General features: G+C 71.6%; 13 protein-coding genes. 3 read left to right on the top strand and 10 right to left on the bottom strand.

The window, feature by feature from the left end; translation table 11 throughout:
• Nucleotides 1-154: 154 nt before the first annotated feature.
• The 7 genes from FV226_RS04060 to FV226_RS04030 all read right to left on the bottom strand — a co-directional run bounded on the left by FV226_RS04060 (nucleotide 155) and on the right by FV226_RS04030 (nucleotide 8,052).
• Nucleotides 155-1,030, bottom strand: a complete 876-nt coding sequence (locus FV226_RS04060) for a protein-glutamate O-methyltransferase CheR (RefSeq protein WP_147761909.1) — start codon at nucleotides 1,028-1,030, stop codon at nucleotides 155-157.
• On the bottom strand, nucleotides 1,027-2,205 hold the full coding sequence (locus FV226_RS04055) for a chemotaxis response regulator protein-glutamate methylesterase (RefSeq protein WP_147761908.1): 1,179 nt from the start codon (nucleotides 2,203-2,205) through the stop codon (nucleotides 1,027-1,029). Before FV226_RS04055 ends, FV226_RS04060 begins: the two co-directional genes overlap by 4 nt.
• Before the next feature lie 91 nt (nucleotides 2,206-2,296).
• Entirely contained in the window at nucleotides 2,297-2,698 is a 402-nt protein-coding gene (locus tag FV226_RS04050; RefSeq protein ID WP_147754661.1) for a response regulator, read from the bottom strand.
• A gap of 37 nt (nucleotides 2,699-2,735) precedes the next feature.
• The gene (locus tag FV226_RS04045) at nucleotides 2,736-3,218 is read right to left on the bottom strand and encodes a chemotaxis protein CheW (protein ID WP_147754660.1); all 483 of its coding nucleotides are present in this window, start codon (nucleotides 3,216-3,218) and stop codon (nucleotides 2,736-2,738) included.
• An 89-nt stretch (nucleotides 3,219-3,307) separates the two neighbouring features.
• Nucleotides 3,308-6,049 carry a hybrid sensor histidine kinase/response regulator gene (locus FV226_RS04040; RefSeq protein ID WP_147761907.1) on the bottom strand — a complete coding sequence of 914 codons (2,742 nt, stop codon included), beginning with the start codon at nucleotides 6,047-6,049 and terminating at the stop codon, nucleotides 3,308-3,310.
• Nucleotides 6,050-6,169: 120 nt separating this feature from the next.
• The gene (locus tag FV226_RS04035) at nucleotides 6,170-6,820 is read right to left on the bottom strand and encodes a hypothetical protein (protein ID WP_147753559.1); all 651 of its coding nucleotides are present in this window, start codon (nucleotides 6,818-6,820) and stop codon (nucleotides 6,170-6,172) included.
• Nucleotides 6,817-8,052 (bottom strand): ATPase, encoded by a 1,236-nt coding sequence (locus FV226_RS04030; RefSeq protein WP_147753560.1) that lies wholly within the window; start codon nucleotides 8,050-8,052, stop codon nucleotides 6,817-6,819. The genes FV226_RS04035 and FV226_RS04030 overlap by 4 nt, the downstream gene beginning before the upstream one ends.
• A gap of 284 nt (nucleotides 8,053-8,336) precedes the next feature.
• On the opposite strand from FV226_RS04030, the gene FV226_RS04025 reads away from it, so the two are divergent.
• Nucleotides 8,337-10,181, top strand: coding sequence for a cation:proton antiporter (locus tag FV226_RS04025; RefSeq protein WP_147761906.1), 1,845 nt, complete (start codon nucleotides 8,337-8,339; stop codon nucleotides 10,179-10,181).
• 42 nt (nucleotides 10,182-10,223) lie between these two features.
• Here FV226_RS04025 and FV226_RS04020 read toward each other — a convergent pair whose 3' ends face one another.
• Nucleotides 10,224-10,640: a hypothetical protein gene (locus FV226_RS04020; RefSeq protein WP_147761905.1), complete on the bottom strand. Its 417-nt coding sequence runs from the start codon at nucleotides 10,638-10,640 to the stop codon at nucleotides 10,224-10,226.
• Between the two features lie 234 nt (nucleotides 10,641-10,874).
• Between FV226_RS04020 and FV226_RS04015 the strand changes: the two genes are divergently transcribed.
• Nucleotides 10,875-12,050 carry a VWA domain-containing protein gene (locus FV226_RS04015; RefSeq protein ID WP_147761904.1) on the top strand — a complete coding sequence of 392 codons (1,176 nt, stop codon included), beginning with the start codon at nucleotides 10,875-10,877 and terminating at the stop codon, nucleotides 12,048-12,050.
• Between the two features lie 116 nt (nucleotides 12,051-12,166).
• Here FV226_RS04015 and FV226_RS04010 read toward each other — a convergent pair whose 3' ends face one another.
• Complete coding sequence (locus FV226_RS04010; RefSeq protein WP_147753564.1) at nucleotides 12,167-12,487, bottom strand: 2Fe-2S iron-sulfur cluster-binding protein; 321 nt, start codon at nucleotides 12,485-12,487, stop codon at nucleotides 12,167-12,169.
• A 225-nt stretch (nucleotides 12,488-12,712) separates the two neighbouring features.
• A complete protein-coding gene (locus FV226_RS04005) occupies nucleotides 12,713-13,024 on the bottom strand; it encodes an Hpt domain-containing protein (RefSeq protein ID WP_147761903.1) in 312 nt (103 codons plus the stop codon).
• 363 nt (nucleotides 13,025-13,387) lie between these two features.
• Between FV226_RS04005 and FV226_RS04000 the strand changes: the two genes are divergently transcribed.
• On the top strand, nucleotides 13,388-20,215 hold a 6,828-nt coding region (locus tag FV226_RS04000), incomplete at its 3' end, for a hypothetical protein (protein ID WP_147761902.1).

The following is a 20,215-nucleotide window of genomic DNA, read 5'->3' as shown; positions in this document are numbered from 1 at the left end:
ATCCCGTGAAGGCGCCGGAAACGCCCGGCCGCGGGTCCGTGTGCAAAGTGCCCACGCCGCGGTTAAGGAGTTGTTGCCCTTAAGATTTCGAAATGTTTCCGGCGTCTCCGATCGTCGCGGTCGCCGCCGGCTCAAATGCCGGCGGACGAGCCCGTCAGCGGGCGGCGACCCGCAGTTGCGGGGCCGGCGGGGCGACCGGGCTCGCCGCGCGCACGACCGGGGCCGCGACGCCGTAGAGCCCGCGGTGCTGCGAGTTCGGGCTCAAGCGGTCGGTCAGCCCGATCACCGTCTCGGCGGCGCCGAGGAGGAGCGCGCCTTCGGGCCCGAGCCGGTCGGCCAGGCGTCCGAGGATGTCGGCCTTCGTCGGCGTGTCGAAGTAGATCAGCACGTTGCGGCAGTAGATCACGTCGAAGGTGCCAAGCGCCTCGAAGCCGTTGAGCAGGTTGAGCGGCCGGTAGTCGACCATCGACCTCAGGCTCGGCGCGATCTGCCACTGCTCGCCGATCTGTGTGAAGTACTTCAGCAGCCACTGCACCGGCAGGCCGCGCTGCACCTCGAAGTGGCTGTAGAGGCCGAGCTTGCCCTTCTCGATCACCTCGGTCGAGAGGTCGGTGGCGACGATCTCGACCTGCCAGCCGGCGAGCTTGACGCCGGCCTCCTGCAGCAGGATCGCCAGCGAGTACGGCTCCTGCCCGGTCGAGGCCGCCGCGCACCAGATGCGCAGCCGGCGCTGTCCGGCGCGGCGCGCCATGGCCTGCGGCAGCAGCACGTCGCGGAAGAGGTCGAACGGCGTGCGGTCGCGGAAGAAGAAGGTCTCGTTGGTGGTCATCGCCTCGACGACCGCCTTTTCGATCGCCTTGTCGCGGGCGACCTTCAGGGTGCCGACGAGGTCGCGCAGCGTCGCGAGGCCGAAGCGCCGGCAGACGGGCGTAAGCCGGCTCTCGACGAGGTAGCGCTTCTCCGGGGTGAGCGCGAGGCCGGAGCGCTGCTTGAGGTAGGCGCGCAGGTAGTCGAATTCGAGCTCGGTCATGCGCCCTGTCCCGTGAGCAAGGCGCGAAGCGCGAGGCCGATCTCGGGAAGCGGAAGCACGGCCTGGGCGAGTCCCGCCTTGGCGACGCTCCCGGGCATGCCCCAGACGGTGCTCGTCGCCTCGTCCTGGGCGAGCACGGCGCCGCCGGCCTCGACCAGCGCGCGGGCGCCGTGGGTGCCGTCCGAACCCATGCCGGTGAGCACGACGGACAGGGTCGCGGGCCCGAACAGCGTGGCGGCGTCCTTGAACAGGACGTCCACGGCCGGGCGGCAGAAGTTCACCAGCGGCCCGTCGTCGAGGCGGATCACCGGCTCTCGGCCCGGCCCTCCGGTCAACCCCATGTGGCGCCCGCCCGGGGCGACGTAGATCCGGCCGGGCTCCAGGCGCTCGTCGGACTTGCCTTCGGCGGCGGTGAGGCCGGTGCGGGTGGCGAGATGCTCGGCGAACACGGCGGTGAAGATCGGCGGCATGTGCTGGACGATCAGGATCGGCACCCGGCGAAGCGTCGCCGCGCCGATCTTCTCCAGCATCTCGCCCACCGCCCGCGGGCCGCCGGTCGAGGCGCCGACGAGGAAGACCCTGGGGGTCACCGCGCGGGCCTTCGGACGCAGCACGATCGGGGCGGACGGCCGCGGTGCGGTCGCCGGGGGCGCCGACGAGAGAGACGGCGATGTCGGCGTGCCGGGCGCGATCGGGGCCGGTGCGGGCCCACGGCGGCGGGCGCGGGCGGCGCCGAACAGGCGCACGCGCTCCACCAGCTCGGCGCGGAACGCGTCGGAGGTGGTGACCCCGCGGTTGCTCTCGGGCTTGGCGAGGTAGTCGACCGCGCCGAGGGCGAGGCACTTGAGCGAGATGTCGGCGTTGCGCGTCGTGAGGGTCGACATCATCACGACCTGCACGGTCGGGCTCGCCGCGAGCATGCGCGGCAGCGCCTCGGTGCCGTCGAGCTCCGGCATGTCGATGTCGAGCAGCACCACGTCGGGGTCGTGCCGCGTCATCATCTCGACGGCGATGCGCCCGTTCGAGGCGGTGCCGACGACGGTGAAGCCGGCCTCGCCGATCCAGCGCGCGACGAGGCCGCGCACCACCGCCGAATCGTCGGCGATCAGCACCTTGATCGGCACCGGCAGGGTCGGCCGCGGCTTGGGCGCGAGGCTTGGGTTGACGGCCAACATGGGTTCGACATCCCAATGACAATGATGGGTTGGAAACGATCGCGGTACCGCCGCCTCGGACGAGCCGGCGTGCGCGCCTTGGAAGACGGCGTCAGGCGGCGTCGGCTTGGACCACGCCGACCTGTTCGAGCTTGGCCGTGAGGATGTCGCGGTCGAACGGCTTCATGATGTACTCGTCGGCGCCCGCCCGCAGGGCCCGGGCGATGGCGCCGACGTCGTTCTCGGTGGTGCAGAACAGGATCTTCGGGCCGGTGCCGCCCGGCCGCTGGCGCAGCGCCTGGAGGAAGGCGTAGCCGTCCACGTTGGGCATGTTCCAGTCGAGCAGGATCACGTCGGGCATCGCCTCGGCGCAGCGCAGCAGGGCGTCGCTGCCGTCCTCGGCTTCGGTGACGGCGAAGCCGAGCGTCTCGATGATCCGCCGCGCCACCTTCCGGATCACGGCGGAATCGTCGACGACGAGGCAGGTGCGGGTTTCGGCGGGGTCGTTGGTCACGGCGTCTTACCCTCTTGGTGGGTTGCAGTCGGCGACGTCACGCGGCGGTCGCGCCGGCCCGGTCGGATGCGAAGACCAGCAGGGCGTTCACGTCGAGGATGACGAGCAACCGCCCGTCGAGGCGATGCACGCCGAGCGCGAGGTCGCGCCAGCGGGCGTCCAGGTTGATCGGCACCGGCTCGTGGGTCTCGGTGCCGAGCTTCAGCACCTCGCCGACGCCGTCGACCACGAGGGCGAAGGTCTCGCCGCCCTGCTCCAGGCCGATCGCCATCCGCGCCGAGCCCTCGGCCGCCGGAAGCCCGAGCCGCCGACGCAGGCAGATCGCGGTGACGACGCGCCCGCGCAGGTTCAGCAGCCCGACGATCTCGGGCGGGCTCAGGGGCACGGGGGTGACGCCGGCCGGGATGAACACGTCGTGCACCCGGTCGATGGCGAGCCCGAACATCGTGTCGCCGACGAAGACGGTGACGAAGTCCTGGGTCGCCCCGGCCTCCGTGGCGTTGCTGTTGGCAGCCTGCATGGTGGTGTCTCCCCGGCGCAGCGGCGCGGTCAAACCAGGTGGGTCGGTTCGCGCCGAGGTCGGCGCGGCACCGGAGGGATGTCGGGACTTCAGGCGGCGCGGGCGTGGGCCGCGACGGCCGGGGGGGCATCGAGCTCGGCGAGCGCCGCGACAAGGCCGCTGCGATCGAACTTCGCCACGAGGTCGCTGATCGCCAGCGTGCGCGCCCGCTCGACCGCCTCCGCGCCGATCGTCCCGGTGAGGCCGATCACCGGAAGGCCGGCGGTCCGCGCGTCGCCGCCGCGCATCGCGCCGACGAGGTCGAAGCCGTTGCGGCCGGGCATCTCCAGGTCGGTCACCACCACGCCGATCCGGGGATCGGCCTGGAGCATCGCCAGAGCCTCCTCGGCACCCGGCGCCGTGACGACGCGGTAGCCGGCGGCCTTCAGCACGGGGCTGAGCATGTCGCGGAAGAAGGCCGAGTCATCCACGAGCAGCAGCGTCGTCGTCTTCACCGACGCCGCCTTCGTGCCGCGCGCCCAGTCGTCGTAGGCCAGCGGCAGGAAGTGGGCGATGTTGATGATGTCGGTGGCGCGGCCCCGCAGCACCGCCGACCCAATCAGGTCGGAGCGCTCGGCGGCGATCTCGATGTCGAGGCGCTCTTCGACGATGTCGACGATCTCGTCGACGACGAGGCCCATCGCGCGGTCACCGTCGGAGAACACCACCAGCGCCTGCGTGCCCTCGGTGCGGATCGCGATGGCCTCGTCGGCCGGCACAAGCGGCATCAGCCGGCCACGGTACTGGATCAGCGGACGCCCGCCGAGCCACTCGACCTTGGCGGCGTCGATCTCCTCTAGGCGTGTGACGAGCGAGAGCGGGACCGCCTTGAAGCTGCCGGCGCCGCCCTTGAACACGAGGAGCGTCGTCTTCGGGTCGCCGAGCTCGCCCGACTCCGACTCGGCCTCGATCGGGCCGCCGCCCTGCGCGCCCTGGCTGACCTGGCGCGCGATGCCGTTCGGGTCGACGATCAGCACGACGGCGCCGTCGCCGAGGATGGTGTTGCCGGCAAAGAGCGGGATGTGGCGAAGCTTCGTCGACATCGGCTTCACGACGATCTCCTCCGTGTGGAAGACCTCGTCGACAAGGATGCCGAAGCGCTGGCGTCCGACTTGGGCCACCACGACGAATCCGGTCTCGGTGCCGGTGTCGTCCTGGCCGAGCAGGCCCTTCAGGGTCACGATCGGTAGCAGACGCTCGCGCAGGCGCAGCACCGGCGCGTCGTTGATGCGCTCGATCCGCTGCGGCGCGGTGGCGTCGACCCGCACCAGCTCGAGCACCGCGAGCTGCGGCACCGCGAACCGGCTCTCGCCAGCCCGGACGATCAGGGCGGCGACGATGGCGAGCGTCAGCGGGATCTTGATGGTGAAGGTGGTGCCGACCCCCTTCTGCGTGGCGATGTCGATGACGCCGCCGATGGTCTCGATGTTGGTCTTGACCACGTCCATGCCGACGCCGCGGCCGGAGACCGAGGTGACGGCCGCCGCGGTGGAGAACCCGGCGTCGAAGATGAACTTGGCGACCTGGGCGTCGGTCATCCGCTCGACGTCGACCTGGGTCGCGATCCCGCGCTCCACCGCCTTCTTGCGGATGGCCACGAGGTCGAGGCCTTTGCCGTCGTCGGCGATCTCGATCGTGATCGTGCCGCCCTCGTGATAGGCCGAGAGGCGGATCGAGCCGCGGGCCGGCTTGCCGGCCGCGATCCGCTGCATGGTGGATTCGAGACCGTGGTCGGCCGAATTCCGGACCATGTGGGTGAGCGGGTCCTTGATGACCTCCAGCACCTGCCGGTCGAGCTCGGTCTCGGCGCCGAGCATCACGAGGTCGATCTGCTTGCCGAGTTCGCTCGACAGGTCGCGCACCACCCGCGGCAGCTTCTGCCAGGCGTTGCCGATCGGCTGCATGCGCGTCTTCATGACGCCCTCCTGCAGCTCGGCCGTGACGTGGGAAAGCCGCTGCAGCGGGACCTTGTAGCTCGAATCCTCGTGCTTGCGGGCGATCTCGAGGAGCTGGTTGCGGGTCAGCACCAGTTCGGACACCATCGTCATCAGGTGTTCGAGGGTGTCGACGTTGACCCGGATGGTCTGCATCTTGGCCATGCCCCCCTCGGGGGCTTCCGCCGGCGCATCGCTCGACGCCGGGGCCTTCACAGCCGGTGCCGGAGCTTCCTGCGCCTGGGCGACCGGAGCCGGCGCCACGGGGGCCAGGACCACGGGCGCCGCCGCGACGGGGGCCGCCACCGGAGCGGGCTCGGGCTCGGGCATCCAGGCCGCGGGCGCGTCGTCGGGGCCGGGCGCCGCGAGGAAGGCGGCTTCGAGGTCGTCGAGGGAGACCTCGCCGGGCTTGCATTCCCGCACCACGATCTCGGGCAGCTTCGGCTCGGGCGCCTTGACCTCGGGGACGGCTTCGACCTCGGGCGTGCCGAGCGACATCCGCTCCAGCGCCTCGATCAGGTCGGTGTCGGCGCCCACGGGTTCCGTCCCGGTGGCTTCGAGGTCGGCGAGGATCAGCTTGAGGCGGTCGAGGGTCGCCAGGATCAGGCTGACGGCCGGGCTCGTCACCGCGAGGCCGTCGCGGAACCGGCCCATCAGGGTCTCGGCGGCATGCGCCAGCGCTTCGAGCCGCGGCAGGCCGAGGAAGCCGCAGGTACCCTTGATGGTGTGGACGAGACGGAAGATGTTCCGCAGGATCGTTTCGTTGTTCGGATCCTGCTCGAAGCGAACGAGTTCGGTGTCGACCGTGTCGAGATGCTCGCCGCTCTCGGTCAGGAACTCGCGCAGAAGGTCGTCCATCGGCGGTACTCGGATTACGTCTGCACGCACGCTCGTGCAGACGCATCCTCGCCCGAGAGCGGTTAGGGAACCGTTTCCGCTGAACCGATTTTCCGTGCGCGCAAGCCGCGTCTTTGCCGGTTAGAGGGACTTTCCGTCGTGCCACACGCAGTTCGAGGCGAGAATCGCAAGATTCACGTCTGATTTTTGCGGCTGAGGCAGGGTTTTACCGTCCATGGCCAGGTCGATCTTGATTTCGACCTGGCCCTTCGATTCGTTGGAACGGCGGGAGAAGTAGCAGTACTGCTGATAGGGCTGGTCGGCGCTGTCCTTGAAGTTCCAGCCGGTCACGATCTGCCCGTCGAGATAGGGCACCTGCTTGAAGACCGTGAAGGTGGTGTTGACGATCGCCTTCGAAGCCGGCGCCGCGTCGGCGCCGAGCTGCGCCTTCGTCGGGGTCGGCGCGGCGGCGGCCTTCGGCAGGGCGCCTTCGAGCTTGAGCACGTTGTCCGTCAGCGTCACCTCGCCCTTGGTCTTCAGGGTGACGTCGGAGAGCGCCGCCTGCATCGCGGCGGCGATCTTCTCGGCGGCGGTGTCGAACTGGTTCATCGTGGCCCAGCCGTAGGCCGCCGCGCCGACACCGATGCCGGCGAGCGCGACGAAGACCCCGGCGCCCGCCGCCCGGAACAGGAAGGCGCGAGCGAAGACGATGCGGGACTCCGCGCGCAGCCGGCCGTTGACCTGCTGCGCGAGGGCGATGTTCTCGGGCGAGCCTTGCGCGACGTAGCTCATGCGCCCGCTCCCGCGCTGGCGGCCGGCAGGATCGGCTGGCTACCCGGCTGGTTGGCGGCGTTTAACCCAGGCGCGGCGCCCGCGGCCGGACGGTTGATCGGAATCACCGCCCCCGTCGCCGCCTCGCGGTTCGGCCGTGGCAGGACCGGCTCGAGGTTCTGCTTCAGCGCCTCTGTGATCGATTCCAGCATGTAGGGCGTCGCCTCCAGGTTCACGGCGGCGCCGAGGTCGTCCTCGTCCATGAAGGTCTTGCGCACCGAGACCGCGCACAGCGCCAGGATCGTCGAGGCGAAGGCGGCGCAGAGCGCCGGCAGGAACACGAAGATGCGCAGGAAGGCGTGCACCTGCTGCTCCGACACGTCGATCGGGTCGACGCCGTAGACCATCGCCGTGAAGGAGTGGAGCTGCGAGCGGTTCACGGCGTTGCGGTAGGCCTGCTCGGCGTCGGCGACCTTGCGCTCGGCGGCGCCGCGGTCGAGCTGGGCGCGCGCCTTGCGCGCCTCCTCGAGGTCCTTGGTCAGCACGCCGCGGTCGGCCGAGGCCTTGGCGACGCCGGCCGAAAGCGTCGCGGTGCGCGGGTCGGTGACGCATTTCAGGTTCTGGTAGCGCACGCCGCGGCTGTTGGTGCCGAACACCTTCTCGCAACGCTGGGCCGGCAGGGCCGAGAGCTGGGCCGCGTTGTCGGCGGCGCGCTTCTCGATCTGGTCGAGCTCGGTCGTGTACTGCGCGACGCGGGCGTCGGCGGCAGAGATGCGGTTGTCGATGGTGCTGCGGTCGGCCTGCGCGTCCTTCAGCGCGGTCTTGGTCTTCGAGGCCTCCATCAGGCGGGGATGGAACATCATCTCGCCGAGTTGGGAAACCGACTTCGTGGTCACGCCTGCGGCGAAGATGATGCCGACGATGGCGAGCGCGCGGATGAAGTACGAGCGCTGGGTGCGCGCCAGGATGCCGAGCGGCACGCGGCACAGCTCCACCGCTGCGTAGACCAGCGGCGCCAGCAGCATGAAGTAGAAGGCGTGGTCGTCGCCGTCGCTGTAGACGGAGGCGAACAACCACGCACCCCAGAGCGAGGCGCCGATCACCATGAACTCGACGAGGTAGGCGATCGCGACGTAGCCCCACTTGATGCGGTAGCCCTTCTCGATGTGACGCTCGTGCGTCCACCTGTCGGACTCGACGGCCCAGGCGCGGCGCTCGCGCTGGACCTCCCGGCTCGGGGGCATCTTTCGCATGGGGCTCTCTAAGGTCGGATCGTACGCGACGCGCGGTTGAGCGTAACCGTTCGTTAACTGCTTTCGCTAAGCGGGCATTGTGCCGAATTTGGGCCGCATGGCGGCCGTCCACCGCTACCGTTCGGGAGGTGGCGCAAATGCCTCACTTTCCGAGGCCGGCGCCCGGCGCACGCCCGCCCAATCGCGCCGCGACGGCGATTCCCGGTTGCTCGGGGAGCGCCCACCTCGCATGATCGCGCCAGCCCCGCCCAGTCACGTCGTCAAGAGGTTCGAACCGACCGCCGATGCCCGACGTCCATGCCGGCTCCTACAAGGAAGCGATCCTGTTCCTCGTCACCGCGGGCGTGGTGGTGCCGCTGTTCCATCGCCTGCGCATCAGCCCGGTGCTCGGCTTCATCGGCGCGGGCGCGCTGCTCGGGCCGTTCGGGCTCGGCCGGTTCTCGGACCAGTTCCACTGGGTCTCGCTGTTCACGATCGGCAACCGCACCGAGATCGCGCACCTGGCCGAGTTCGGCGTCATCTTCCTGATGTTCATGATCGGGGTCGAGCTGTCCTGGGAGCGGCTGCGCACCCTGCGGCGCCTGGTCTTCGGCCTCGGCTCGATCCAGGTGATCTGCTCGGCCTTGATCATCGGCTCGATCCTGTTCGGGCTGAAGGTGCCGCTGGCCGGCGCGGTGATCGTCGGCATCGCGCTGGCGCTCTCCTCCACCGCCGTGGTGCTGCCGGTGCTGGCCGAGCAGCGGCGGCTCAACACGCCGGCTGGGCGCGCGAGCTTCGCCGTCCTGCTGTTCCAGGACCTAGCCGTCGCGCCGGTCCTGTTCGCGATCGCGGTCTCGGGCCGCAGCGACGGCGCGGACATGGGCGGCGCGCTCGCCCTGGCGCTTGCGCAGGCCGCCATCGCCCTGGTGGTGATCGTGGTGGCCGGGCGGCTCGCCCTCCGGCCGCTGTTCCACCTGGTGGCGCGCACCAAGTCGGCCGAGCTATTCATGGCGGCCTGCCTCCTCGTCATCGTCGCCACGGCGCTGACGGCGGCGGCGTCCGGCCTGTCGATGACGCTCGGCGCCTTCGTGGCCGGGCTTCTGCTGGCCGAGACCGAGTACCGCCGGGCGATCGAGGCCACCATCGATCCGTTCAAAGGGCTCCTGCTCGGGGTGTTCTTCGTCTCGGTGGGGATGAACCTCGATCCGGCGCAGCTGCTGGCGGCCCCCGGCGCGATCCTCGGGCTCGCCTTCGCGCTGCTGTTCATCAAGGCCGCCGTCGTGGTGATGGCGGCACCCGCCCTCAAACTCTCCCGCGCGGTCGCGTTCGAGACCGCGATGCTGCTCGGGCCGGGCGGCGAGTTCGCCTTCGTGCTGATCGGCGGGGCGATGGCCACCGGCCTCGTGCCGGAGCCGGTGGGCGGGGCGGCGTTGATCGTCACCACGGTGACCATGATCATGATCCCGGGGCTCGCCACCCTGGGCCGGCGGATCGGCAAGCGGGCCTCGAAGCATCAGCATGGCCGGGTGCGGGCCGACCCGCCGCCGGACAAGCAGCAGGACCGGGTCATCGTCGCCGGCTACGGCCGGGTCGGGCGGCAGGTCGGCGAGATGCTCGCCCGCCACAAGATCCCCTACCTCGCCCTCGATGCGGACGCGGCCCGCGTCGCCGAGCAACGCCGGCTCGGCAAGCCGGTCTACTTCGGCGATTCCTCCAACACCGAATTGCTCCGCCGGTGCGACATCGCCACCGCGCGGGCGCTGGTGGTGACCCTCGACAACCCGCACGCCGTCGAGGCTGTGGTGGTGGCCGCCCGCGCCGAGCGGGCGGACCTGACCATCGTCGCCCGAGCCCGCGACGCGACGCACGCCACCGCGCTCTACGAGCTCGGCGTCGACGACGCGGTGCCGGAGACGATCGAGGCCTCACTGCAGCTCTCGGAGGCGGTGCTGGTCGACGTCGGCGTGCCGATGGGTCTCGTCATCGCGTCGATCCACGAGCGCCGCGACGAGTACCGCGCCATGCTCAAGCGCAAGGAGACCGACACGCGGCCGGTGTTCCGGGCGCGGCGCACCGTCGGCAAGGCGCAGGAAGGGCCGCGGGAGGCCTCGCCGAAGGACGAGCCCGCGACCGTCGTGCGGCGGGCCTGAGCCCTCCGGGATCGCGGCAAGGGATCAGATCAGGGCCGGAGATCAGATCAGGTTCGGCATCGCCTCGCCGTGCCAGTCGCGGGCCTCGGCCTTCCGCGTCTTCACCGCGCGAGCCGGCTCGAACCCGTCCGCGAAGCTGCAGCGGTAGACGATCTCGTCGGGCGGTCCCAACCCCATCGCGAGGGGAACCGTCACCGTGTCGCCGTTGAAGCGCCAGCCGCGGGCGCCCTTGTCCCAGTACAGCCAGACCGTTCCCGGATGACCCTTCAGGGCGAACACCGCCGCCTTGCGCGAGATCGCCTGGACGGTGCGCGGCAAGTACATGCCCTTGTCGCGATAGGCGGCGCGGGCCGCCTCCGGTTGGCGATCCATGAAGGTGTTGCGCACGACTTGAATCATCGCGCCCGGCTTCCCGAGAAACCGCTTGAATTCGGACATGTTGCGTAGGATGACTGCCATCGCAGACCTCCCGATTCCGGACATGTGGACTCTTGTCACGCCCGGCTGGACTCGATGCATCCGAGATGGTCGATTCCCATGACTGTTTCAGTGACCGTGCGAGTCTGACTCGACCAGATATCAACAGGAATGCGGACTTGTGCCCAGGAATCCGGGCCTCTCGGTCCAAATCGTGCCGACCGGCATCCTCCGCCGGCGCTTGACCCGACTGCGCCTGCGGCGCGTTATCGGCCCATGCTGCTTCAGTTCTTCACCGCTCTGCGCGAGGCGCGCGTCCCCGTCTCGCTGCGCGAGTACCTGATCCTCCTCGGCGCGCTCGAGCGCGACCTCGCCGACAAGCGGGTGGAGGAGTTCTACTTCCTCGCCCGTACCGCCCTGGTGAAGGACGAGGCCCACCTCGATCGGTTCGACCGGGTGTTCGGCTCGGTGTTCAAGGGGCTCGAAACCGTCGGCGAGGCGGTGGCGCCGACCGCCATCCCCGAGGAATGGCTGCGCAAGCTCGCCGAGAAGTACCTCACCGACGCCGAGAAGGCGGAAATGAAGGCGCTCGGCTGGGACAAGCTGTTCGAGACCCTGAAGCAGCGCCTTGCCGAGCAGAAGGAGCGCCACCAGGGCGGCTCGAAGTGGATCGGCACTGGCGGCACCTCGCCCTTCGGCGCCTACGGCTACAACCCGGAAGGCATCCGCATCGGCCAGGACGGCAACCGCAACTTCCGCGCGGTGAAGGTCTGGGACAAGCGCGAATTCAAGGACCTCGACGACACCGTCGAGCTCGGCACCCGCACCATGCGGCTGGCGCTGCGGCGCCTCCGCCGCTTCGCGCGCACAGGCGCGGCCGAGGAACTCGACCTCGACGGCACGATCCGCGAGAGCGCGCGCCAAGGCTACATCGACGTGCGCCTGCGGCCGGAACGGCGTAATGCAGTAAAGGTTCTGCTCTTCCTCGACGTCGGAGGCTCGATGGATTGGCACGTGGAGCAGGTCGAGGAGCTATTCTCGGCGGCGCGCTCGGAATTCAAGCATTTTGCGCACTTCTACTTCCACAACTGCCCCTACGAGGCGGTATGGACCGAGAACCGCCGCCGCCACGACGAGGCGACGCCGCTCCTCGACGTGATCCGAACCTATCCGTCGGACTACCGCGTGGTGTTCGTCGGCGACGCCTCGATGAGCCCCTACGAGATCGCGGCGCCCGGCGGCTCGGTGGAGCACTGGAACGAGGAGCCCGGCGCGGCCTGGGTCGAGCGGGTGCTCGCGCATTTCCCGAAGGCGGTGTGGCTCAATCCGGTGCCGACGCCGCAATGGGGCTACACGCAGTCGATCGGGATGATGCGGCGGCTGTTCTCCAACCGCATGTTCCCGTTGACCCTTGAAGGCCTCGACGGCGCGATGCGGGCGCTGCTGCGATGACCGCCCAGACCGCCGAGAGCATTTTCAAGCGAGGTGGTTTCCGGCTCGCGTGAAGACAATGCGACCCCGCAATGAGATGGAGCGTTTTCCGTGATCCAGGGATGACGGAAAACGCTCTATCCCTGGCGGGCCGGCGTCGTCACCGTGAGGCCGTCGAACTCAGGCTTGATGCGGATCTGGCAGGAGAGCCGCGAGGTCGCCTTCACGTCCGAGGCGAAGTCGAGCATGTCCTGCTCCATGTCCTCGGCCGGACCCACCGCCGCGGCCCAGTCGTCGGCCACGTAGACGTGGCAGGTGGCGCAGGCGCAGGCGCCGCCGCACTCCGCATCGATCCCCGGCACGTTGTTGCGCAGCGCCGTCTCCATGACGGTGGCGCCGACGCTGCCCTCGACGGTCCTCGCCGTTCCGGCATGATCGACGTAGGTGATCTTGGGCATCCGTGACTCCGGGCTCGTGGATCGGGCGGGCAAGTGTCGGGCGGGCAGGTGTCCGGCGAGCGCCGAGCCTGCTTACGGGGCATGACGCGGATTGCAAGCACGGCGACGTCCGGGCACGCCGGCGCAAGCCCACGCGGGCGGTTTGTTGCTGCGGCCTACGCGAAAACCTGCAGGGTGTTCCCGCACCGCACGCGCGCGACCGCTTTTGCCGCAGAGGTCGGCCGCTCAACCGATCTCGGCGAGGCATGCGGCGACGACCGGTTCCAGGTCGGCCACCGCCGCGGCACCGTCGCCGCCCCCGCGCAACGCCGTCTCGGCAGCCGAGCTGAGGTCGCGGACGTGGCTGGCGCCGACGGAGGCCGCGGAGCCCTTGAGGGTGTGGGCGAGGTCGGCGCGGTCCTGGGCCGGCAGCGCGGGGTCGGCCAAGCGCGGCAGGATGCGCCGGCACTGGTCGGCGAACAGGCCGAGAAGCTCGGCCGCGAGGTCGGCGTCGCCGAAGGTCTGCGCGGCGAGATGCGCGCGATCGATGGTCTCCATGCTCGACGCCTTCTACCTGCCCATCCCCATGCCCTATTACCTGCCCATCGACCTGTACCTCCCCTTCTACCGATCCCTCTTGCCTTTCGCGCTTGCCTGTCTGGTTTGCCCGCGTCCCTGCTGTCCACAGGGCAGGCGGCAAAGCGGTCGCCACCGGATCGTCCTTGCGGCATCATGGGTTGGCGGCCCGTCCGCATGGGCCGCCCCGCCTTGGTAACCATTCCGTTAAGGATTTCCGGCGCCGACGCGCCGGTCGGGTATCCCGAGGGGGCGACGGGGTCTAAATTGACTTGGTAAACGGGTAGTTGTGTCTCCGCCTCCGGCTTTCGCCGGCGGTCGCGGGATCGCGTAACGAGGCGTTGCATGGCCACCGAGAAGAAGCTGAAGGACCCGGCCGAGGCGGCGCTCTCTGCGATCGAGCAGGCGCTGAACCTCGAGGTCCTGACGCCCGAGGCCGAGGCCCGCGCGGAGCCGCGCCTGCCCGACGTCGGCGACGGCGACCCGCTGCAGGAGCAGGCCGGCCGCCTGAGCCCGCCCCGCCTCGACCTCGATCCGCCGCTCGCCTCCGACGTGCCGCCGCCCGGCCGCGAGCGCGCCCACCGCGAGGGCGGCCTGCTGCCGCCCGACCGCTCCCTCGTGGCCAACGACGACCGCCGCAACATCGGCATCCTGCAGCAGACGCTCCGGGTCCGCCCGGCCCGCACCCCCTATATCCTCGCCGCGCTCGCGGCCTTCGTCTGGGTGAACGGCCTCGCGCTGCTCGCCTGGAACCAGTCCGGCGGCGACCTGCGCGGGTTCCTCACGGGCCTCACCGCGCTGCAGGCGACCGTCGGCGCGGCCGCGCTCGTCGGGCCGGTGGTGCTGTTCCTGATCACCGGCATGCTGGCCGTGCGCGCGCAGGAGATGCGCCTCGTGGCGCGCGCCGTCGGCGAGGTCGCGATCCGCCTGGCCGAGCCCGAAAGCTTCTCCACCGACGCCGTGCTGACGATGTCGCAGACCGTGCGCCGCGAAGTCGCCGCCGTCGGCGACGGCGTCGAGCGGGCGCTCGCCCGGGCCGGCGAGCTCGAGACCCTGGTGCGCGGCGAGATCGCGACCCTGGAGCGGGCCTACTCCGACAACGAGATCCGGATCCGCTCGCTCGTCGACGAGCTGGTCGCGCAGCGCGAAAGCATCGTCGCCAACGCCGAGCGCGTGCGCGGCGCGATCACCGGCTCGCACCAGAGCCTGACGCAGGAGCTGGAGGGCGCGGCCGAGCGCATCGTCACGGCGATGACCGGAGCCGGCGAGCGCGTCACCGGGGCGCTGGACGCGCGCGGCGACGCGATCACGGCGTCGCTGGGCGAGGCGGGCGACCGCGTGGTCGGCGTGATGTCGGGGCGCGGCGACGAGCTGATCGCGCGGCTCGCCGCCACCAGCGAGGGCGTGCGCGGCTCGATCGCCGAGGTCGGCGAGACGCTGACCCGTTCGTTCGAGACCCGGGCGGCCGACGTGACCCGCGTGTTCGAGAGCACCGGCGGCGCGCTCACCGAGCGGCTGGCCGAGAACGCCAGCCAGGTCGCGCGTTCGCTCGCCGAGACCGGCGCCGGCGTGATCGACGCCCTCGACCGCCAGGGCGCCACCGTGCGCGAAAGCTTCGAGCGCTCGGCGGGAAGCCTGGAGACCACCTTCCTCAGCCGCGGCGACGCGTTGGCCGAGCGCTTCACCCAGACCGGCGGCGAGATCACCGCCCGCTTCGCCGAGACCGGCGACGCCCTGCGCGCGCATTTCGCGGCGACCGGCACCGCCCTGTCCGACGACATCGCCGGACGCGGCGCAGCCCTCCGCACCGAGATCGAGACCGCCGGCGACGGCGTCGCCGCGTCGATCGAGGCCCGCGGCCGCGACGCCCAGGCCGGGCTCGCGCTCGCCGCCGCCGGAGTGATCGAGACCTTCACCACCCGCGCGACGACCGTTCGCGACGACCTCGTCGGCACCGCCGAGCGCATCGCGGAGACCGTCACCGCCGGCGGCGGTGTCGTCGCCGACCGCATCGAGGCGATCGCCGGGCGCCTGCACGAGACCATCACCCTCCACGGCGGCGCCCTCGAGACCCGCCTCGATGCGGCCGGCGAGCGCGCCGGCAGCCTCGTGGCTTTGCGCTCGCAGGAGGCGGCCTCAAGCCTGGAGGCCGCCTTCGCCAGCCTCGGCGACACCTTCGCCCACGGCGCCTCGGGTGCGACGGGCTCCCTGCGCGAGACCATCGCGACCCTGTCGGCCGAGATCGTGGCGCGCACCGCCGAGGCCGTCGACAGCTTCCGCCGCTCGGCCGAGGAGACCACGGTCTCGATCGGCGCCACCGGAGCCGAGGCGGCGCAGGCGATGCGTCGCTCCGCCGCCGGCGCGACCGGCGAGTTGGAAGCCCGCACCGTCGAGGCCGTGCAGATCTTCGAGCGGCGCCTCGCCGACACCGCCGCCGACCTCGCTGCCCGCAGCGCCGAAGCCGCGGAGGCGATCACTCTCGCCGCCTCGACCGCGCACGGGGCAACCGCCGCCCAGACCGCAGAGATGGCCGCCCGCGTCTCCGCCGCGATGGACGCCCTGCGCGCCACCTCGGGCGAGGTGACGGGGGCCGTCGAGACCCACATGAACGGCCTGCTCGGCCGGATCGACGCCGCCTCCGAGGAGGCCGGCGGCCTGCTCGGCGGACGCGCCGAGGCGGCGATCGAAGCCCTGCGCACTGCGATGGGCACGCTCAACGCCGAGTTCTCGACCCGTTCGAACGAGACCACCGGCGCCATCGCCCGCGCGGCTGAGCAGGTCGCCGAGGAGCTGTCGGCCCGGATGCGCACGATCGAGGCGGCCTTCGGCGAACACGGCCGCGGCGTCACCGACCTGCTCGCCAGCCATGCCGAGGAGACCCAGGCGCGGATCGCCGGAACCGGGCGCGACATCGTGCTCGCCGTGGCGACCCAGGGCGCGCGCGTCGCCGACGCCCTGCACCAGAGCGGCGCCAGCTTCGGCGAGACCGCCGACGTGCGGGTGAAGGCGATCGACGAGACGATCGGCAACCGCCTCGCCGCCCTCCACGAAATCATCGCCCGCGGCGACATCCTCGCCGACAAGATCTCCCGCGACACCTCCACGCTGGGCGAGACCATGGGCGGCAGCCTCGCCGAGATGGACCGGCTCATCTCCGTCCGGGGCCAGGCCTTCGCCGAGACCATCGTCGAGCGCACCCGCGACGCGCGGGACGCGGTCGAGACGCATCTCGGCGCCTTGGAAGACCGCTCCGCCAAGCGTTCGGCCGAGATCGGCGAGACCTTCGCCAACCTCGTGAGCCACATCGACGGCCATCTCGGCACCCGCGCGACGGCGCTGAACGAGGCCCTGATCGGCCGCACCGGCGAAATGGCGCGGATCATGGCCGAGGGCAGCCGCGACCTCGTCGAGGCGCTGGACGGCCGTGCCGCGGGCCTGGGCCAGGACATCGCGTCCCGTGCCGCCGCCCTCAGCGACGCCCTCGCCGAGCGCAGCGAGGAGATGGCGCGCCGCCTCGACGAGGGGGCCGGACGCTTCGACACCGGCGTGCTCGGCCGCCTGGAAGCGATCGGCGCGGCGCTGGAGGAGCGCAGCCGCCTGGTCGACGAGCGCTTCGGTGCCCAGGCCTTCGAGGCGATCCGCCTGATCGAAAGTCGCACCCGCGCGATCGACGAAGAACTCGGCGGCCGCACCCGCGACCTCGTCGCGACCATCGAGAGCCGCACCAGCGGGATCGACGCCGCGATGGCCGCGCGCGTCGCCGACCTCACCCGCGCCATCGAGGAGCGGACCGGCGGCATCGACGCCGCCCTCGCCGGGCGTGTCCAGGAACTCGTCGCGCTGATCGAGGAGCGCGCCACCAGCGCCGACGCGGCGCTGGCCACCCAGACCGAAGCGGTGCGGCGCGCCTTCGCCGAGCGCTCGGACCTGCTCGGCCACCTCATCGACGAGCGCACCGCCGCGATGTCGAGCGAGCTCGACGAGAAGGGCCGCATGGTGTTCGGCGCCATCGGCGGTCGCATCACCGAGCTGGCCCGCCTGTTCGACCGCGGCGGCACCTCGCTCGGCGAGGTCATCGATCAGCGCGGCGAGAGCGTGCTGGCGAAGCTCCAGCAGACCATCGCGGACGCGGAGCGCATGCTCGGCGACGGCGAGGGCCGACTCGGGCGCACGCTGGCGTCCCGCACCTCGGACATCAGCGGCCTGCTCGACGAGGGCGTGCGCACCGTCCACGACCTGCTCGACGCCCGCACCAACCAGATCCGCGTCCTGCTCGATGAGCACGCCACCACCCTGTCGTCGAGCCTCGACGGCCGCATGGGACCGCTCCACGACGCCCTCGACAACCGCGGCCGCGAGCTGGTCGAGACCATCGCGGCGACGCTCGGCCACGCCACCACCACGCTGGACGACCGCACCCAGGCGATGGGCAGCCTGTTCGACGAGCGCCTGGATGCGCTGGCGAACCTCGTCGACGGCCGGGGCACGCAGTTCGCCAAGACGGTGGACGCGCGGGCACAAATGCTGCGCGCCCTGTTCGAGCAGGCGCACACCGCCCTCGACGCCGTGGTCGAAGGCCGCGGCGACGACCTCGCCACCGCCGTCGACGCCCGCGTCGCAGCCCTGCGCGCGGTGTTCGACGAAGCGCCGGCTGCGCTGGTGCAGCTCGTCGAGGCGCGCCAGCAACAGCTCACGCAGACGCTGGACGACCGCACGGCCGCCCTGCGCGACGTCTTCTCGGAGGCCCACGCGGCCCTCGACGGGCTGGTCGAGAACCGCGGCAGGCAGCTCGCCACCACCGTCGACGCCGGCGTCGTCGCCCTGCGCGCGGTGTTGGACGAGGCGCCGGCCGCTTTGGTGCAGCTCGTCGAGGCGCGCCAGCAACAGCTCACCCAGACGCTGGACGACCGCACGGCCGCCCTGCGCGACGCCTTCTCCGAGGCCCACGAAGCCCTCGACGGGATGGTCGAGAGCCGTGGCCGGCAGCTCGCCGAGACCGTGGATACCCGTACGCAGACCCTGCGCACCCTGTTCGACGAGAGCGGCCACGCCCTCGGCAACGCCGTCGAAGATCGCGCCGAGCATTTCTCCCGCACGGTCGCGGCTCGCATGGAGGGCCTGCGCGCCCTGCTCGACGAGGCGACCGGCACGATCGAGCACCTGTTGGAGAACCGCACCACGGCGCTCGGCGGCGACGTCGAGGCCCGCACCCGGGCGATCACCGCGGCGTTCGACGCCCGCATGGCCGACCTCGCCGACCTGCTGCAGACCCGGACCGAGGCCTTCGCCAAGACCGTCGAGGCGCAGGGCACGGCCCTGACCGTGAGCGTCGACGGCCGCAGCGAGGCCTTCACCCAGCGCATCGACAGCCGGATGAAGACCTTCGCCACCCTGGTGGCCTCGCGCGGCGATGCGATCGCCACGGCGTTCGACGACCGCCACGACGCCTTCGCCGGCCTCGTCGAGGAGCGCATGGCTTCCCTGGTGGCGGCCCTCGACCAGCGCGCCCGCGACCACGCGGCGCTCACCGACGGCCACAGCGCGATGCTGGGCACCACCCTCGACGAACGCAACGCCGCGATGGCGGCCCTGCTCGACGAGCGGACCGAGGCCCTGTCCGCAGGCTTCGAGCGCCGCGCCGTCGCGCTCGGCAGCCTGGTCGACGCGCGTGGCGAAGCCCTGGCGCGCCGCCTGGCGCAGAGCGCCGAGACGATCGTGCGCGGCATCGAGGAGGGCGGCGAAGCCCTGGTCGAGCGCGTCGACGGCACCGGCCGCTCGGTCACGGACACGATGAAGGGCCATATCGAGCGCCTGCGCGCGGTCATCGACGGGCCGGTGCTGCAGCTCTCCGGCGCCCTGGCCGAGCGCGGCACAGCGATCGAGCGGGCGTTGGCCGAGACCGGGCAGCCGCTGATCGAGGCGCTGCGCGAGCGCACCGAGGCGCTCACCGCCCAGTCGCGGGAATCCGCCGAGGCGTTGCGCGCCGCGGTCGAGAACGGGGCCGCCCGCTCCATCGCCGGCCTGTCGGAGGTCAACGAGCGCCTGCGGCGCGACCTCGGCGGCGTGGTCGCCCGGATCGAGGGGGCGAACGCCGCGCTCAAGGATCTGCTGGTCGGCGCCAACGCCAACCTCGGCGCGGTCGAGGGCGAGCTCGCCGAGCGCGTCCACCAGATCCAGTCGGCGCTGCAGGACGTGGCGACGCAGACCGGGACGGCGAGCGAAGGCGTCTCGGCTCAGGTCGAGGCCCTGCGCGGCGTCGCCGAGGGTGCCGTGCGCGAGGCCACGAACCTCGCCGAAGCCCTCGACGGGCGCAGCCGTGCGCTCGCCGAGCAGTCGCGCACCCACGTCTCCGAACTCGGCCGCGCGGCCGGCTCGCTCGAAGGCGTCGAGAACCGGCTCGCCGCCAGCCTGTCGGGCCGCGGGGAAGCGGTCGAGACGGCTCTGGCCGGCCTGCAGGAGCGCTCGGTCGCGCTGGAGAGCCGGACCGCGGCCTTCGCCGAGGGCATCGAGCGCGCACTACGCGCCGCCGAGGAGCGGGCGCGCGCCGTCGGCGAGAGCCTGACCCAGTCGGCCGAGGCCGCCGGCACCCGCGTCGCCGGGGCCTTCGAAGGCCTGCGGACCGATGCCGGCACGGAGGGCGAGAAGACCACCGAGGCCGTCCGCGTCGCCATCGCCGCCGCCTCGGCCGAGATGCGCACCGTCTTCGCGGAGGCGCAGGCCCGCTTCGGCGAGTCGGTCGCCGGCATGCGCGAGATGGCCGGGGCGATCCGGACCGAGCTCGACGCCACCCGCGCCGACCTCGCCCGCGGCGTGCTGGAATTGCCGCAGGAGACCCAGGACGCCGCCGGCGAGATGCGCCGGGTGGTCTCGGACCAGATCAAGGCGCTGAACGAGCTCTCGGCCCTCGTCGCCCGCTCCAACCGCGCGGTCGACGTGGTCCAGCCGCAGGCGAACGAGCAGCGGCGGACGGCGGAAGCGGGCGCGCGTTCGGCGCCTGCCGCCCGCACCGCCCCGGCGCAGCCCGCGCCCGCCGCGACGGCGCCAACCAAGGCGACCGTGACGGCCGCCCCCGCACAACCCGCGCCGACGACCGCCGCCCCGCGGCCGGCGACGCCGGCCCGGACCGAGACCGCAGCCACCCGCCCCGCCACCCCCGTCCGGCCCGCATCCGGC

Source organism: Methylobacterium sp. WL12, assembly GCF_008039475.1.
Classification (GTDB): domain Bacteria; phylum Pseudomonadota; class Alphaproteobacteria; order Rhizobiales; family Beijerinckiaceae; genus Methylobacterium; species Methylobacterium cerastii.
Note: the sequence above shows the minus strand (reverse complement) of the source record. Positions and strands in the feature narration are given on the sequence as shown.